Source organism: Limnohabitans sp. MMS-10A-192, assembly GCF_003063335.1.
Classification (GTDB): Bacteria; Pseudomonadota; Gammaproteobacteria; order Burkholderiales; family Burkholderiaceae_C; genus Limnohabitans_A.
In genome coordinates this window covers 1-14,614 of record NZ_NERX01000012.1, presented here as the reverse complement: position 1 = coordinate 14,614, position 14,614 = coordinate 1, and the positions used below count along the sequence as shown (strand labels likewise).

15 protein-coding genes and 1 pseudogene are annotated in these 14,614 nt (G+C 57.4%); 11 read left to right on the top strand and 5 right to left on the bottom strand.

The window, feature by feature from the left end; all coding sequences use genetic code 11:
• Positions 1-231: a hypothetical protein gene (locus B9Z43_RS16330; RefSeq protein ID WP_090142674.1), complete on the top strand. Its 231-nt coding sequence runs from the start codon at positions 1-3 to the stop codon at positions 229-231.
• Between the two features lie 425 nt (positions 232-656).
• Here B9Z43_RS16330 and B9Z43_RS16325 read toward each other — a convergent pair whose 3' ends face one another.
• Positions 657-1,292, bottom strand: a complete 636-nt coding sequence (locus tag B9Z43_RS16325) for a TetR/AcrR family transcriptional regulator (RefSeq protein ID WP_090142673.1) — start codon at positions 1,290-1,292, stop codon at positions 657-659.
• A 93-nt stretch (positions 1,293-1,385) separates the two neighbouring features.
• On the opposite strand from B9Z43_RS16325, the gene B9Z43_RS16320 reads away from it, so the two are divergent.
• Genes B9Z43_RS16320 through B9Z43_RS16305 form a run of 4 tightly spaced genes read left to right on the top strand, consistent with a single transcriptional unit; the run spans position 1,386 to position 6,095 of the window.
• Positions 1,386-2,804, top strand: a complete 1,419-nt coding sequence (locus B9Z43_RS16320) for a TolC family protein (RefSeq protein WP_108326996.1) — start codon at positions 1,386-1,388, stop codon at positions 2,802-2,804.
• A gap of 1 nt (position 2,805) precedes the next feature.
• Entirely contained in the window at positions 2,806-3,774 is a 969-nt protein-coding gene (locus B9Z43_RS16315; protein WP_090142672.1) for an HlyD family secretion protein, read from the top strand.
• Between the two features lie 7 nt (positions 3,775-3,781).
• The gene (locus tag B9Z43_RS16310) at positions 3,782-4,954 is read left to right on the top strand and encodes an ABC transporter permease (RefSeq protein ID WP_090142671.1); all 1,173 of its coding nucleotides are present in this window, start codon (positions 3,782-3,784) and stop codon (positions 4,952-4,954) included.
• Between the two features lies 1 nt (position 4,955).
• Positions 4,956-6,095 carry an ABC transporter permease gene (locus tag B9Z43_RS16305; RefSeq protein WP_233253973.1) on the top strand — a complete coding sequence of 380 codons (1,140 nt, stop codon included), beginning with the start codon at positions 4,956-4,958 and terminating at the stop codon, positions 6,093-6,095.
• A 470-nt stretch (positions 6,096-6,565) separates the two neighbouring features.
• Here the strand turns inward: B9Z43_RS16305 and B9Z43_RS16295 are convergent, their stop codons facing one another.
• The 3 genes from B9Z43_RS16295 to B9Z43_RS16285 form a co-directional block, all read right to left on the bottom strand.
• Entirely contained in the window at positions 6,566-6,892 is a 327-nt protein-coding gene (locus tag B9Z43_RS16295) for a LacI family transcriptional regulator (protein ID WP_315169774.1), read from the bottom strand.
• Positions 6,893-6,972: 80 nt separating this feature from the next.
• Entirely contained in the window at positions 6,973-8,394 is a 1,422-nt protein-coding gene (locus B9Z43_RS16290; protein ID WP_108326985.1) for a heavy metal sensor histidine kinase, read from the bottom strand.
• Positions 8,395-9,078 (bottom strand): heavy metal response regulator transcription factor, encoded by a 684-nt coding sequence (locus B9Z43_RS16285; protein ID WP_090142681.1) that lies wholly within the window; start codon positions 9,076-9,078, stop codon positions 8,395-8,397.
• A 210-nt stretch (positions 9,079-9,288) separates the two neighbouring features.
• On the opposite strand from B9Z43_RS16285, the gene B9Z43_RS16280 reads away from it, so the two are divergent.
• The 6 genes from B9Z43_RS16280 to B9Z43_RS16255 are packed head-to-tail and all read left to right on the top strand — an operon-like array spanning position 9,289 to position 13,790.
• Positions 9,289-9,555 carry a hypothetical protein gene (locus B9Z43_RS16280; protein WP_228768226.1) on the top strand — a complete coding sequence of 89 codons (267 nt, stop codon included), beginning with the start codon at positions 9,289-9,291 and terminating at the stop codon, positions 9,553-9,555.
• The gene (locus tag B9Z43_RS16275; RefSeq protein ID WP_108326984.1) at positions 9,552-10,985 is read left to right on the top strand and encodes a TolC family protein; all 1,434 of its coding nucleotides are present in this window, start codon (positions 9,552-9,554) and stop codon (positions 10,983-10,985) included. The genes B9Z43_RS16280 and B9Z43_RS16275 overlap by 4 nt, the downstream gene beginning before the upstream one ends.
• Before the next feature lie 15 nt (positions 10,986-11,000).
• Positions 11,001-12,413 (top strand): multicopper oxidase family protein, encoded by a 1,413-nt coding sequence (locus B9Z43_RS16270; RefSeq protein WP_089958022.1) that lies wholly within the window; start codon positions 11,001-11,003, stop codon positions 12,411-12,413.
• 21 nt (positions 12,414-12,434) lie between these two features.
• Positions 12,435-12,929: a plastocyanin/azurin family copper-binding protein gene (locus tag B9Z43_RS16265; RefSeq protein ID WP_108326983.1), complete on the top strand. Its 495-nt coding sequence runs from the start codon at positions 12,435-12,437 to the stop codon at positions 12,927-12,929.
• Positions 12,930-12,955: 26 nt separating this feature from the next.
• Complete coding sequence (locus B9Z43_RS16260) at positions 12,956-13,438, top strand: DUF411 domain-containing protein (RefSeq protein ID WP_089957688.1); 483 nt, start codon at positions 12,956-12,958, stop codon at positions 13,436-13,438.
• 7 nt (positions 13,439-13,445) lie between these two features.
• Positions 13,446-13,790, top strand: coding sequence for a copper-binding protein (locus tag B9Z43_RS16255; RefSeq protein WP_089957684.1), 345 nt, complete (start codon positions 13,446-13,448; stop codon positions 13,788-13,790).
• 379 nt (positions 13,791-14,169) lie between these two features.
• Here B9Z43_RS16255 and B9Z43_RS16250 read toward each other — a convergent pair.
• Positions 14,170-14,462: pseudogene (locus B9Z43_RS16250) on the bottom strand (addiction module antidote protein).
• Positions 14,463-14,614: the final 152 nt, after the last annotated feature.

Sequence of the window (14,614 nt, the reverse complement as noted above, 5' to 3'; positions counted from 1 at the left end):
GTGATCGACGGGGCAGGCATCATGTCCTTGTCGATGGAGATCGCAGCGCCTTACCTCACGCAAGGCACCTTGAAGCGGGTGCTCTCGCCCTGGATCACTGGGCGGGTCAGCTTGTATGCGGCGCTGCCAAGCCGCAAGTTCATTCCCGACCGGACACGGATATTTTTGGAATATTTAATCGAGCAGACACGGCTTCAGACCGAAACGGCCTTGCAGGCATGCGCCACTTGAAGTGCTGGTTCCATCCCGTGAGGCCCACAGTGCGAAACGGAGCGAGTTCACAGGAAGTTGTCAGGCGCTGTGAGGTGGCTGGCAGTTGCAACCGAGCTCGAATAGACCTGTCGTGATGTTTCCGAATGCCCGCTCCAGATCCATGAGCGCCGAAACGGCGGTTACAGGCTGTGACCACCGACCACTGTGAGCGGTCTGGGCCCTGCGGTCAGATCACAAGCATGAGTCTGCGTGCTCACCCATCCCTCACCATGCGTATGGCAGCGCTCGAATGTGCAATGAGCGCCAAGGCTGGGCCGGACATGCACGGCGAAGCCCGGAGCATCGAAAGGATCAATCGAGGGGGGTACTCGATTTCCGCACCAAACTTGCGGCTCTCGGCGTAGACCAAAGTTGCGAACTGCTTGGGCGTCGCTGGGATCAGGTCACCGCCTTGCTCGTACAGTGCCTCGGGGCTTACTCCCTCTTGGCGCACCCTCATGGGTGAATATTTGGATTGTGTTTTTCATGAACGCGGCAGCATTTCCGCTTAGCTGGGGCAACAAGGCAATCTGGTCTTGCTCAATATGCTGCAACACCATCTCATTGACCCCCCCAATCAGACTGGTGGAAAGCCATTGCGGGATCTGGTTTTCGCGCTGATAGGCAGCGGCTTCCAGGAGCACAGCAGCTATTTTTTCCATGGCGATGCGTCTGGCACTCAGGCCTGCGGCGCCGAGCGCTAGGATTTCCACAAACAAGGTACGTAGCAGCACAGGATTGGCGGCCAACGTTTCCAGATAGATCTGGATGGTCCGATCGATCTGGGAACTCCAGTCACCCTGTGGGTCGATGCTTGCACGTAATGTGGCCTCAATCCTCTGCGCAGAGTGATTGAACAACGCAATCAGACATTCGCTCTTATCTTTGAAAAATTGGTAAAAGGTTCTTTTGGACACGTTCGCTTCGCGCACGATGTCTGATGTCGTGAGCTCCGCATACCCACAAGCCGTGACCGCCCGCGCCATCCCCTCCAGCAACCGGGTGCGATGCTCGTCGTCGGGAATTTGGGGGCGACTCATCGCGCAAGTATCTCACATTAGGTACTTGACAGTACCAATAATCCGATTAGAATTTCGATTATGGTACCGATTGGTACCGACAAAGAGAATGCCATGTTGAATCAACCAAATCGATTGCGCACCAAACTGTCACTGTGTGCCTTGATAACTGCGGCGGCCTGCGTTCCCGCGCTGACACGGGCTGAAGCGCTCAGCTTCGAAGAGGCCGCACGGCGCCTCCAAGCCAATTCTGATCGTCTGGCAATGACTCGCTTGTCGGTCGAGAGCGCGCAGTTGAAGGAGCAGGCTACCCGCTACCTGGGCGGCCCCGTGGTGTCCGTAGGCGCCGCCTCCTACAGGTTCCAAGGCGCGGTGCAGGGGGTCGATCTGTCACCGCTGACGCACACCATCGGTTCGTCCATTGCTGCTCTACCCCCTACCTTGGCTGCAGGCCTGTCACGCCTGCCGCAACTGCCGAACAGTGTCGACCTGAGCACTCAGCGCAGCGGCAACACCTCTTCTGTCTCGGCTGTATTGCCCCTTTACACCGGCGGCGCCACCACCGCCATCAAGCAGGCCTTAGAAGCCAAGACCGAAGAGGCCCGGGCGGGCGGACGCCAGGCGCAGCAAGAGGTGTTTACGGAATTCGCGCAGCGTTATTTCGGAGCCCAGTTGGCTGAGCGCGCGGCCGGGTTGCGCGAGGCGGCCTTTCGAGCCGTCCAGGAGCATGACGCCGCGACGCAGCGAATGCTTGAAGCGGGCCTTGTCGCACAGGTCGAGCGACTCCAGGCCCGCGCTGCGATGGAGGAAGCCAAGCGGAACGCCCAAAAGGCTCGGGATGACGCTGAGTTGGCGTCTACCGCGTTGGCCAGAACCATCCGCAACGGTGAACGGGTTCAAGCCATGAGCCCTCTTTTCGTGATCAGTTCACCCATTGAGCCGCTTGGCTACTTCATCGACGCTGCTCTGGAACGACACCCAGGATTGGGCAAGGTGGCCGCCAAGCGGCATGAGGCCGAGCAGATTCATGCCCTGGAAGAGTCCCACAAGAAGCCCACGATATTTGCCTTCGGGCAACGCCAGCTCCGCTCCTCGGACCAAGCCAACTGGGTCGTGGGCGTGGGAGTCAGCTGGCGTCTGTGGGGGGGGGTGGACCGCTCCTTGATGAGCGAAGCATCGCATCGGCTCATCGAGATGGCGGACAGCCAGGACAAGCAGGCCCGAAATGACATCGCGCTGCTGGTCGAGAAACGGTGGATGGCCGTTGACCAGACCAGGCGTCAATTCCTGTCCCTGGCCCCAAGTCTGGAATTGGCCGATGCAGTCCTCCAACTCAAGACCAAGGGCCAGAAGGCGGGGACGAACTCCACATTAGAACTGATCGACGCAGAGGTGAACCTGGCTAAAACCAAGACCGAGCAGGCACAGTCGGCTTATGACTATGTTAAGGCCCTCGCCGATCTCCTGGAAGTGGCCGGTCTGTCCGATCAATTCACCAGCTACATGGCCCGTGCCGATCTGAAAGCGCAATGAGATGAATAAGAAACTACCCGTCACACTGGTCACTATCGGCGCAGTGGCAGTTCTCGGCCTGGGCCTGTGGAAGGCCCAGCAGCCTGGCGCGGAGGCCTTCCAGGGACAGATGGAGGTGCAGGAAGTCGATGTCGCTTCCAAGGTCAGCGCCCGCATCGCAGACATCCTCGTCAAGGAGGGGGATGTCATCACGGTGGGCTCACCGCTCATTCGCCTGGACAGTCCCGAGGTGACCGCCAAATTGGCGCAGGCCACGGCAGCCCAGGAGGCTGCCCAGGCCACGGCGGCCAAGGCGCAAAAGGGTGCCCGGCCCCAGGAGGTGGAAATCGCCCGCCTGAACTGGCAGCGCGCCCAGGCCGCGGCGGATCTATCACAAGCATCGTTCAAGCGGATTGAGGGACTGGCCCGGGACGGCTTGATCGCCGCACAAAAGCGCGACGAGGCTGAGGCTAATTTCAAGGCAGCCCGCGATCAGGCCTTGGCCGCGCAGGCCCAGTATGAGATGGCGCGCGACGGGGCACGTTCCGAAGACAAGCAAGCTGCCGCCGCCCAGGCACGTCAATTGGCTGGCGTCGTGGCTGAAGTTCAGGCGGCCAAGGCCGAGACGGAGCTCAAGAGCCCGGTGGCCGGTGAAGTGGTCAAGGTCCTGGGGCGTGTGGGCGAGATCTCGCCCCAAGGAGTGCCTGTGGTCACGGTCGCCAACATGGCAGATCAGTGGGTGGTGCTCAACGTGCGCGAAGACAAGCTCGATAAGTTTGGCGTCGGCAAGGAATTCGATGGCACCTTGCCCGCCTTGAAAGGCCGCAAGGTTCGCTTCAAGGTGTACCGGGCAGCAGTGATGCCCGATTTCGCCACCTGGCGTGCCACGCGCTCCGATCAGGGCTTTGACATCAAAACCTTCGAGGTCCGGGCCCGCCCGTCCCAAGTGATCGAGGGGGTTCGCCCAGGCATGTCCGTTCTGGTCGATTGAATTGACCATGCACCACTTCTTCGACAGCGCCAGGCGGGAAGCCCGTCGCCTAGGCCAAAGCCCCTGGGACCTGGCGATGGTGACGTGGGTGCCTTTGCTGGCCGTGGTGCTGGTCGTGTGGATGTTCTCCAGCGCCATCCCGAGGAACCTGCCAGTCGGCGTGGTAGATGAAGACCACTCCGGGCTGTCGCGGCAACTGGTGCGCATGCTCGACGCCTCGCCTGGCATTCAGGTTGTCGACGAATTCGACAGCGAATCCTCGGCCCAAAACGCTCTCAGGAGCGTGCGGGTATACGCGATGGTCAACATTCCCCGGGACTTCGAGCGAGACATCAAGCGCGGGGTCAAGACCGAAGTCACCCTGCGCCATAACGCCCAGTTTGCCACGCACTCGAGCCTGCTGCAGCGGGATGTGCGCACGGTGGTGGGGACCTTGGCTGCCGGTATCGAAGTGTCGGCTCGAACCAAGCGAGGTGAATCCCCCCAACAGGCCAAGACCAGCTTTAATCCGATCCAGACTCAATCGATTGTGCTGTTCAACGGGTCCGGTAACTACGAAAAGTACCTGACTGCTGCCGTGATCCCGGCCATCCTGCACATTCTGGCAATGACGGCTGGTGCCTGGGCGGTAGGTCGAGAGTTGAGGGACAAGACGCTAGGACAGTGGCTGGGACACGAGGGAGGGCGGTCCGTCGCGGTCGCCCTGCTGGGCAAGCTGGCGATTCCCTGGATGACGCTTACGGGGATCGGTACCGGAGCGCTTTGGTTCATCACGGCCGGGCGTGGCTGGGACATCCCCGGGCATCTTGCCTGGATCTGCCTCGCCCTGGCTTTGCTCATGGCACTGTCTCTGGCCGCGGGTGCTGCGGTGGCCGCACTGACCAAGTCTTTGCGGACCGCGTTGTCCGTGACTGGACTTCTAACCGCCCCGGCCTTCGCATTCAGTGGCATGAGCTTCCCACTGAGTGCAATGCCTGACAGCGCTCGCCTATGGGCGACTTCCATGCCGTTCACCCACTACATCCGGCTGCAGACGGAGCAATTGCTGATGGGCTTGCCGGCCCGCGCGAGTGCTGCGACTCCTGTGGCATTCCTGCTGGCCACTCTGGGTTTGCTCGCACTGGCCGCGTGGGGCTTGGTCCAGGCTCGCAACAAGCCATCGACATGGGGAGCTCGTTGACATGACCCTCCACCACTCAAGAACCCTGAGGACGGGGTTCGTCGCAACGCTGCGCGATGTTGTGCGAGACAAGGGCGTATTGATGCTGCTTTTTGCAGCGCCCTTGTTCTATGCTTTCTTCTACCCTTGGTTCTTCGGTCCGGAGGTCGTGACCCGAGTGCCGGTGGCGGTCATCGACCAGGATCACTCGGCTCTGTCACGGACGATCCAACGCCTAGCACTTGCCAACCCACGGATCGAGGTCAAAGCCGTAGCGTCTGATGAGCGCGCCGCGCAGGCCGCCATGAGTCGCGGCGAGATTGAAGGCTACCTGCTTCTCCCAGACACCCTGAAGGCAAACGTCGCCAGGGGGATGCCAGCTTTGGTGACGATCGTGTCGAACGGCGCCTACCCCATCATCAGCAAGGCGGTGCAGTACGGGTTAGCGGAAGCCGTAGGTGCAGCATCGGCGGGTATTGAAATCCGACAGCGAGAGGCAAAGGGTCAAAGTCCTCGTCAGGCAAGTGAGACTCGTACGCCGGTGGATTTTCAAGCCATTGCCTTGTTCAACGCCACAGAGGGTTACGGCAGCTTCATCGTTCCTGCCGTCGCCCTGCTGATCATGCATCAGACCCTTCTGATGGGAGTGGGGATGTTGGTGGCGACCTGGGTCGAGCAACGTGCAGTTCAAGCAAGTCCTATGGTCTGGATTGGACGCTGGCTGGCATTTCTCGTGCCGGGATTGGTGTCTGGGCTGTTTTATTTTGGATGGATTTTTTGGCTCTATGGCTACCCGCGCGCAGGAAACGTTGCTGGATCCCTAGTCTTCTTGGTCCTGTACTTGTCCGCCATCGTCACGCTGGGCTCATTGGTGGGCCTGTGGTGCCGAGATCGCGAACGGGTCCTCCAAGTGATTCTTTTCTCCACGCTGCCTTTGGTATTTCTTGCAGGATTTTCATGGCCGTCAGAGGCATTGCCTACCGCGTTGCAATACCTGCGTTGGTTGATTCCCACATCCCCACGATCTTCAAGTACGGCGGCCCCTCGCCGACGGTGCGCCAGCGCTGAAGCCGCGCGACGGAACACACCCAGCGATCGGCGAGCATTTTCTCGGTCAGGAGTTCTCGGCTGGGTTCGGCCGGGGTCGCTGGAGCCTGGATGAGGGGCTCCGGCTTGGTCTCTCGTGCTGCTGTTCTGACGATGCCGCAGGTCAGTACGTCCAGCACGTCTCGGGTGCCTTCCAGCCGTGGTGTCGCAGCAGAGGGGTGGCCATGTGCCTCGGTGCTTGTATGGGGTGATTTCATACAAGTTCATACCGGTTGGCCTGACGCTTTTTCTCAGCGTGGTGAGGCGGCTTTCGGCCAAAAGCGGACGATGCTGTTGTTGTATCAATCTGTGATTTAGGCTGGTTGTAGTCACTCGCGGTAAGTGGACGTCATAGTTGCGGCGATTACTACCGGTCATTTAAGCGGGAGGAGCTACGAGGACCGTTGTAATTGAAATACCGGTCACTCGACATGCCGCGTATGCGATCCGTGCTTATGCGAACATGATCGGGCGGTCTGGTGCTGGCTTTACAGACACCCCGCTGTCTTGGAGTCAGTCGCCATCACTATCTTTTACAGTCCCGTCTCACCAAATCCGTAACCGCTGCTCCTCCCACAGCGCAGGCGGGTCCACCGCAAGATCAAACAGCGTCAGGTGATCCGGCAGCGTATCCTCCAAAATCGCCTCGACGATGTCCGGTGCCAGCGTAGTCAAATTCACCATCCGGCTGACGTAGCTGTTGTCGACTCCCTCCAGCGCTACAATTTCAGTCAGGTTTTTCAACTTGCCGTACTCCAGCATTGCCAACCACCGGTGGCCCCTGGCCAGCGCCAGTTCCAGCGGTGTGGCCGCCACGTCCCACGGCCGCAGCAGTTTCCCCGGTCGCCTTGATTGCTCATTGGGCAGTCTCATTTGTTTGCGCCCGCTGCGGCGGTTGTTATGAATCGGTACAGCGCGATCCGGCCCTCTCTTGTTCACGCAAAAGGCGTTATTCAGGGCCGACTAAGTAGTTCAGTCGCTTGCCTCATCCTTGCTTGAAGCTCTGGAAAAACAAGCCTGAATCGAGTCCACTCCTGGTCTGAAGTAACCGAGATCGCCCCGCCATGGGCCTCGACGATGGCTTTGGTAATCGACAGCCCCAAGCCTGCCCCGTCAGAAGCTGGGTGCCTGCGTGCTGAGTCTGCGCGATAGAAGCGCTCGAAGACTCTCTGCTGGACATCCAATGGAATCTCCTTGCCCGTGTTTTTGACAGTGACTTCAATTCCACGCGACGAACTTTCGATTCTGACGCCCACTACACCGCCGACTGGTGCATGCCTGAGCGCATTGGATAGGAGGTTGCTCAAGGCACGTCTGAACATCAAACGATCGCCATAGATTCGCCCATCACCTTCCACGCTCATCAAGATGCGTTTTTCGTCCGCAACGGCTTCATAAAATTCAACGAGTTCGCGAGCTCCTTGTGCTGCCGAGAAGGACTCCTTATGGGGCAGGTCTACCCCCCGCTCTGTCTTGGCGAGGAATAGCATGTCTGATACCACCCGAGCCAAACGCTGCAATTCCTCTGCGTTGGACGCCAGCGTATCTTGGTATGTCTTAAGGTCGCGTTGGGTGGACAGCGTCACCTGTGTTTGGGTGAGGAGATTGCTGATGGGTGTGCGAAGTTCATGTGCCAAATCCGCCGCAAAATCAGCAAGCTGTTTGAAGTCGTTCTGCAGGCGACCCAACATCTCATTGAGTTCCCTTGCCAAATCTGCCATTTCAATCGGGACGGCATCCTCGGGCATGCGCTCTTGCAACTGTTGGCCTGTCACTGCAGCGGCGCGACGTTTCATTGCGCGCAGCGGAGACATGCCTTGATGAGCCGCGAACCAAGCCAAGAATCCGCTTAGAAGAATGGCCAGCACAGCATAGATCGCAATGCTGCGCCGGAGCTCCCTCATGAATTCTTGGTGGTGCTGCGTATCGACGGCGAGTGATATTTGGAGCGGCCCGGCCATTCCCTGAACCATGCCAGCAGTAAAGCTCATCTCATGGAACTCGCGACCGCCACTCCTCCAAGACTGAAGCCCGTGGCCGTCGTCATTCGTGATGAATGATGCTTGCGTAGTCGGGCCGCTGTATCCGTTGGTCTGGTACAACTTTTCACCCTGCGGTCCTTTGACCAGAGCGTAAAGGCTGTGGTGATGGCTCAATGCTTCGTTCAGGCGACTGCGAGCTTCTTCATGGGATCGAGAACTGGCCAGAATGCCCTCGATCAGGTGCTTTTTATCATCCAAGGCGGCGCTATCGAGGTCGACGAAGTGCCTATCAGCCTCTACCATGAAAAGAAGCGCCAAGCCCAGGATGACCGAACTGGCCAGCGCTATAAAAAAGATGGTGAGGCGGGATGTCAGTGACAGCCTGCGAAACATCTAGCGACCCTCCGGCGCTTCGAGCACGTAGCCCATGCCGCGTACAGTTTGGATCAGCTTGAACTGGTGATCATCATCGATCTTGACGCGCAGACGCCTCATGGCCACCTCGATGACGTTAGTGTCGCTGTCGAAGTTCATGTCCCAAACCTGAGAGGCGATCAGCGACCTGGGCAGGACTTCTCCCTGCCTACGCATCAGCAGTTCCAGCAATCCAAACTCCTTGGCGGTAAGATTAAGGCGCTTGCCGTCTCGGGTGACGCGGCGGCGTAGCAGATCAAGTTGGAGGTCTGCCACCTGCAAGGTCGTGGATTCGGTGCCACTACGACCGCGGCGCACAATGGTGCGAACTCGGGCCAAGAGCTCGGCAAAGGAAAACGGCTTGACGAGGTAATCGTCGGCGCCTAATTCAAGCCCCTTCACGCGATCTTCCACCTGATCGCGGGCGGTGAGAAACATGGCTGGCACTTGTAGGCCTTCATGACGTATCGCCTGCAGGACCTCCCAACCGCTCATGCCCGGCATCATCACATCCAGGATCGCGAGATCGTAGTTACCGCCAAGAGCTAGGTGAAGGCCGTCGGGCCCATTTCTGGCCAAGTCCACAACGAAACCGGCCTCGATCAGTCCCTGGCGCAGATATGCCCCGGTCTTAGGCTCATCTTCCACAATCAAAATTTTCATTGGCAACTGACCCTCTTTGGCAGACCTGAGTATGACGACTTCCATTTATTGCGATGGCGAGATGACAAATATGTAATCTTTTCGACATCGTGCTGACGACTTGGTATTTTAATAATTCCCCCTGTCTATGTTACCGATCACATTGAGGAAACCATGCTCGTCAGACGTTCACTATTATTCGCACAGACATGTCTCGCCCTGAGTTGTGCCATGTTAGCTGGTGTAGCCGCGGCCCAAGCCAACAAAGAGCCCGTGAAAAATCTTTCGGTGGTGGAAGTTGAGTACAAGTCTGCACTTAGTGACTTCCGCCCCTACAACGACCAGGCCATTCAGTCCTGGGTCAAAGCCAACGACTTGGTAGGTCGTATTGGAGGCTGGCGCAGCTATGCCAAGGAGGTCGCGACAGGTGAGGCCCTAAAGGATGCCTCTGAAGTGCCTGATACGCAATCTAGTCATCATGGGGGAGTCAAGCCATGAAGCGCATCCCAAGCACCTCGCTAGGGAAACTGGCGCTATCCGCGATCGCCTTGGCCACGCTTGCCGGTTGCGCCACTGTTAGCCTCGAACAAAACGTTGCCCGGGTGAACGAGGAGGCCAAGAGTTTTGCCGAAGGGCAGATTTCTCTCGCGCGGACTGCCGATGAGCGCGAACAGCGTGCGCAGGCGGCCCAGAAGCTGCTTCAAAACATTCTGGGTCAGCGCGAGGCGGTCCAGCTGGCGCTCGTCAACAGCCCATCGCTCCAGGCGCTGCTGGCTCAAGGTTGGGCGGAGTCCGCAGATGCGGCACAGGTGGGCAGAATTGCAAACCCGGTCTTCTCCCTGGAACGCATGGTGGCCGGTGATGCGCTGGAGTTAAACCGTACGCTTTCCTTTGGTCTGCTCGATATTCTGACCCTCCCTAGTCGCCAGGGAATCGCCAACCGTCGCATCGAAGTGGCCCATCTGCGACTGTCGAGTGATGTGGTCGACCAGGTCACCCGCGTGCGCCAGGCATGGGTCCGCGCCGTGGCTGCCCAACAGACGCTTCAGTATGCCAAGCAGGTGTATGAAAGCGCTGCAGCGAGTGCCGAACTGGCTCGCAGGATGCAGGCCATAGGCAACTTCAATCGCCTCACACGGGCTCGTGAGCAGGCCTTCTATGCGGACGCAGGGACCCGATTGGCAACAGCAACTCACCAAGTAACTGCTGCCCGCGAAGAGTTCGTACGCGTACTCGGTCTGGATGCCCAACAGGCCCAGATGCTCAAACTGCCGGACCGCTTGCCTGAACTACCCAAACAGGCGCTCGATCCGCAGGGCGTTGCGACGTTTGCTACGCGTAACCGCCTCGACATCCGTCTTGCCCAAAGCACACTGGATGCTTCCGCCAGAGCCCAGGGTTTGAACATGGTCACCAGCATCACCGACATTGAACTGAGGGCCATGCGCAACACCAGCACGAACAGCGTGGCGGGTGAGCGCAGCGTAGCGCGAGGGTATGAAATCGCGGTACGCCTGCCCATCTTTGATTGGGGGGGCATGCAGCGCGATGCCATGAACGCACGCACCTTGGCCGCAGCCAATCAGCTTGAGGCGACCGTCCGCTCGGCGGGTTCAAGCTTGCGAGAAAGCTACTCATCCTATCGCACGGCTTATGACATTGCACGGCACAACCGGGACGAGGTGATACCGCTTCGTAAGGTGATCTCAGAAGAGAACCAACTGCGCTACAACGGAATGATCATCGGCATCTTCGAGTTGCTGGCGGACTCACGTGATCAGGTCTCTACGGTCATGGCTGCGATCGGAGCCGAGCAGCAGTTTTGGCTAGCGGATGCCGCGCTACAAGCCTCACTGGTCGGGCGACCGATGAACACTCCGCTGGCAGCCATGCCCAGTGCGCCAGCCGGTGGCGCTGCGCCTCATTGAATGAAAGATACAACGATGACTTCCAGAAGAGACTTTTTTAAGTACGCCGGGATTGCTGGTGGTGCCGTGGCCGCCAGCGCGGTCAGCCGCGTGGCGATGGCCGCTCTGCCTGAGCCTGTAATACAGACCAGCCCTAACACCATGGCGCCGCTTGTCCCCAACAGCGGACGCGCCTACAACCCGGTGGTGACGCTGAATGGATGGACTTTGCCATGGCGCATGAATCAAGGCGTCAAGGAATTTCACCTGGTCGCCGAACCAGTAGTGCGGGAAATGGCCCCTGGCTTTAAAGCCCATCTCTGGGGCTACAACGGCCAGAGCCCGGGGCCCACGATTGAAGTGGTCGAGGGCGATCGCGTACGGATCTTCGTGACCAACAAGCTGCCAGAGCATACCTCCATTCACTGGCACGGGCAGCGCCTGCCCAACGGCATGGACGGTGTGGCCGGACTGAACCAGCCGGCTATTCCCTCCGGCAAGACGTTTGTTTACGAGTTCGTCGCGCGCCGGCCTGGCACCTTCATGTACCACCCGCATGCTGATGAGATGACACAGATGGCCATGGGCATGATGGGCTTTTGGGTGACCCATCCTAAGGTCAAGAATGATCTGATTGATGAGGTCCAGCGAGACTTCTGCTTCCTACTCAACGCCTATGACATCGATCCGGGCAGCTACACCCCCAAGATCATGACAATGCTGGACTTCAACCTGTGGAGCTGGAATAGCCGGATATTTCCAGGCATTGACAGCCTCAATGTTCGCCTGAACGACAAGGTGCGTATTCGCATTGGCAATCTGACGATGACGAACCACCCCATACATTTGCACGGCCATGAGTTCCTCGTCACTGGTACGGACGGTGGCCCGACACCCAAGAGCACCCGCTGGCATGAAGTGACGACCGATGTGGCCGTCGGTCAGATGCGACAGATCGAGTTTCTGGCAGATGAGGAAGGGGACTGGGCCTTCCACTGTCACAAAAGCCATCACACCATGAACGCCATGGGTCATAACGTTCCGACATTGATTGGTGTGGATCACCGTGGCATCGCCAAGAAGATCAATAACCTGATTCCAGACTACATGGTCATGGGTGAGCGTGGTATGGCCGACATGACTGAGATGGAAATGCCCATCCCTGACAACACCGCTGCGATGATGACTGGCCAAGGCCCCTTCGGATCGGTCGAAATGGGTGGCATGTTCAGCGTTCTGAAGGTCCGCCGTAATCAAAAGCCGGGGGACTACAAGGACCCGGGTTGGTACAAGCATCCCGAAGGCACGGTAGCCCATGAGTACACCGGGCCGTTGACTGAACCAGCGCGCTTCAAGGCGGAGGGTGGGCAGTCCATGCCTCGCGCCCAGATGCCCGCCAAAACGACCGAAGTCAAGGTGCGCAAGCCCTCATCACATAGCAATCACTGAATTTTTTTCCGGAGTTAACGAATGAAATCCAAGTACATCACTTCTCGCCAAATCTTTGTTTTGGTTGCTCTGACCCTGTCAGCGTCGGCTTTTGCGGCTGGAAAGCACGCCGGTGGGCATGGCCATGCTGACGAGGAAACCGCAATTGGCAAACCAGGTGTTGCCTCCAAGGTAACGCAGACCATCAATGTCGATATGACGGATAACATGCGTTACACACCCTCATCTATTCAGGTCAAGCAAGGAGAGACGGTCCGCTTTGTTGTCAAGAATCAAGGAAAGGTCAAGCACGAATTGAGTCTGGGCACCCAGAAGGAATTGCTCGAGCATCTGGAGCAGATGAAAAAATTCCCAGATATGGAACATGACGAACCTGGCAAAGTGACACTATCTCCAGGACAGCAAGGCGAAATTGTTTGGCAATTCACGAAGACTGGAACCGTAAATTTTGCCTGCTTGATGCCAGGCCACTACGAAGCTGGGATGAAGGGCGCGATCAAGGTTGGCAAGAAGTAATTTCATTACAGGATAGGGCTGCTGAAATGACTGACAAAAACAGTTCAAAAAATTCAACGAGGCGGTTGCTATTGTTGGGAATAGCTTCAATGTGCTCGTCCTCAATTGCTATTGCAGCCAGCCCAAACGCTATAGCTATACAAGTCTGGAAAGACCCTAACTGTGGCTGTTGCAAAGACTGGATTATTCATTTAGAAAAGAATAATTTTTCTTTGAAAGTAAACGATCAAGGTAATAACGCAGCGCGGGCTCGACTGGGTATGCCTCAAAAGTTCGCTTCATGTCATACAGCTCTGGTCGGTGGATATGTGATTGAGGGGCATGTGCCAGCCGAAGACATTCAACGTTTACTCAAAGAAAAACCACAAGCGTTAGGTCTTGCCGTTCCGGGGATGCCTATCGGATCTCCTGGAATGGACGGTCCTGTCTACGGCGCAAGGCGTGACGCGTATCAAGTCTTGCTAATCCAAAAAGACGGATCATCAAAAGTTTTTAACTCTTACTCATGAGGAAAATATGAAAAATATTCAAACGAAAATTGCAATTGCACTATTGACCATTGGTGCGGCTCTTCCCTTAAGCAGTTTTTCCCAAGCTGTCATGGATCACAGCAAGATGAACATGTCTCAAATGACGCCGTCTTTAACCGACGGAGAGGTCAAGAAAATTGATCTCGAAACTGGCAAGGTCACGATCAAACACGGCGAAATCAAACATATGGATATGCCGGGAATGACAATGGTATTTACTGCTAAAGATAAGAGTTTATTGACCAGCATCAAGCCAGGCGAAAAAATTAAGTTTATGGTGATCAATGAAGGTGGCAAGATGATCGTCACTGACATCCAGCTAGTTCAGTAAGAAAACGTCGCTGCATCGAAAATGTGCAGGGCTCCCTGTTCATTGGGCGTCATAGCCTGTTGTGCAAATTGGCCCATGCATCAATGGATCCTATCCGTCAGCACTGGATAGGATGTGTGGTAGCGGTCATTGGCCTATGACCGAACTGACCGGCTGCCGAGCCTGATGGTTAAAGATCGACCGACCGCTACTGGCAGAAAGCCCACAAATGACTGCGGGACACGACCGGCAGCAACCGCTACAAACAAGTCAACGTCTTAAAAGATGTGACCGGCTGCAATGGGTCGGTTACTGCCGGTGACTTGCCACGTAGCTACGACTGCATCCAGCCTTTACAGGACATGAGCCACAAACGCTCCTACCCCAACACCCATCACGCTTACCCCGCCTGCATGGGCTGTGCGTGGAGCTGGATGCCCAGCGCCGCCGTGACTTTCAGGATCGTGGCAAAGCTGGGGTTGCCCTCCCCTGACAACGCCTTGTAGAGGCTGTCCCTGCCCAGGCCCGTACGCGCGAAAGTTGCGACATGCCCTTGGCCCGGGCAATGGTGCCCAGGGCCTTGGCAGCATCATCCCCTGCCTCTTGCAGGCAGGCCTCCATATAGAGCGCCATGTCCTCTTCGGTCTTGAGGTGTTGGGCGCTGTCCCATTTCCGCAGTTTGAGTGCAGTCATCGGTTACCCCTTCAGTTGGCGCATATGACCTGCCCCCTCTGAGCCGTACCAAATCGATGGAACTAAGTTCGCTAATTTTGGAGAATGGCGGATATGAAGACCACACGATTTACCGACGAGCAGATCATCGGATTCCTCAAGCAAGCTGAAGC

Bases quoted from the DNA above. Each gene is read 5' to 3' on its own strand.
- B9Z43_RS16325 (WP_090142673.1), bottom strand. From the start codon at position 1,292: ATGAGTCGCCCCCAAATTCCCGACGACGAGCATCGCACCCGGTTGCTG.
- B9Z43_RS16280 (WP_228768226.1), top strand. From the start codon at position 9,289: ATGTTAGCTGGTGTAGCCGCGGCCCAAGCCAACAAAGAGCCCGTGAAA.
- B9Z43_RS16285 (WP_090142681.1), bottom strand. From the start codon at position 9,078: ATGAAAATTTTGATTGTGGAAGATGAGCCTAAGACCGGGGCATATCTG.
- B9Z43_RS16310 (WP_090142671.1), top strand. From the start codon at position 3,782: ATGCACCACTTCTTCGACAGCGCCAGGCGGGAAGCCCGTCGCCTAGGC.
- B9Z43_RS16270 (WP_089958022.1), top strand. From the start codon at position 11,001: ATGACTTCCAGAAGAGACTTTTTTAAGTACGCCGGGATTGCTGGTGGT.
- B9Z43_RS16265 (WP_108326983.1), top strand. From the start codon at position 12,435: ATGAAATCCAAGTACATCACTTCTCGCCAAATCTTTGTTTTGGTTGCT.
- B9Z43_RS16315 (WP_090142672.1), top strand. From the start codon at position 2,806: ATGAATAAGAAACTACCCGTCACACTGGTCACTATCGGCGCAGTGGCA.
- B9Z43_RS16305 (WP_233253973.1), top strand. From the start codon at position 4,956: ATGACCCTCCACCACTCAAGAACCCTGAGGACGGGGTTCGTCGCAACG.
- B9Z43_RS16290 (WP_108326985.1), bottom strand. From the start codon at position 8,394: ATGTTTCGCAGGCTGTCACTGACATCCCGCCTCACCATCTTTTTTATA.
- B9Z43_RS16275 (WP_108326984.1), top strand. From the start codon at position 9,552: ATGAAGCGCATCCCAAGCACCTCGCTAGGGAAACTGGCGCTATCCGCG.
- B9Z43_RS16260 (WP_089957688.1), top strand. From the start codon at position 12,956: ATGACTGACAAAAACAGTTCAAAAAATTCAACGAGGCGGTTGCTATTG.
- B9Z43_RS16255 (WP_089957684.1), top strand. From the start codon at position 13,446: ATGAAAAATATTCAAACGAAAATTGCAATTGCACTATTGACCATTGGT.
- B9Z43_RS16295 (WP_315169774.1), bottom strand. From the start codon at position 6,892: ATGAGACTGCCCAATGAGCAATCAAGGCGACCGGGGAAACTGCTGCGG.
- B9Z43_RS16320 (WP_108326996.1), top strand. From the start codon at position 1,386: ATGTTGAATCAACCAAATCGATTGCGCACCAAACTGTCACTGTGTGCC.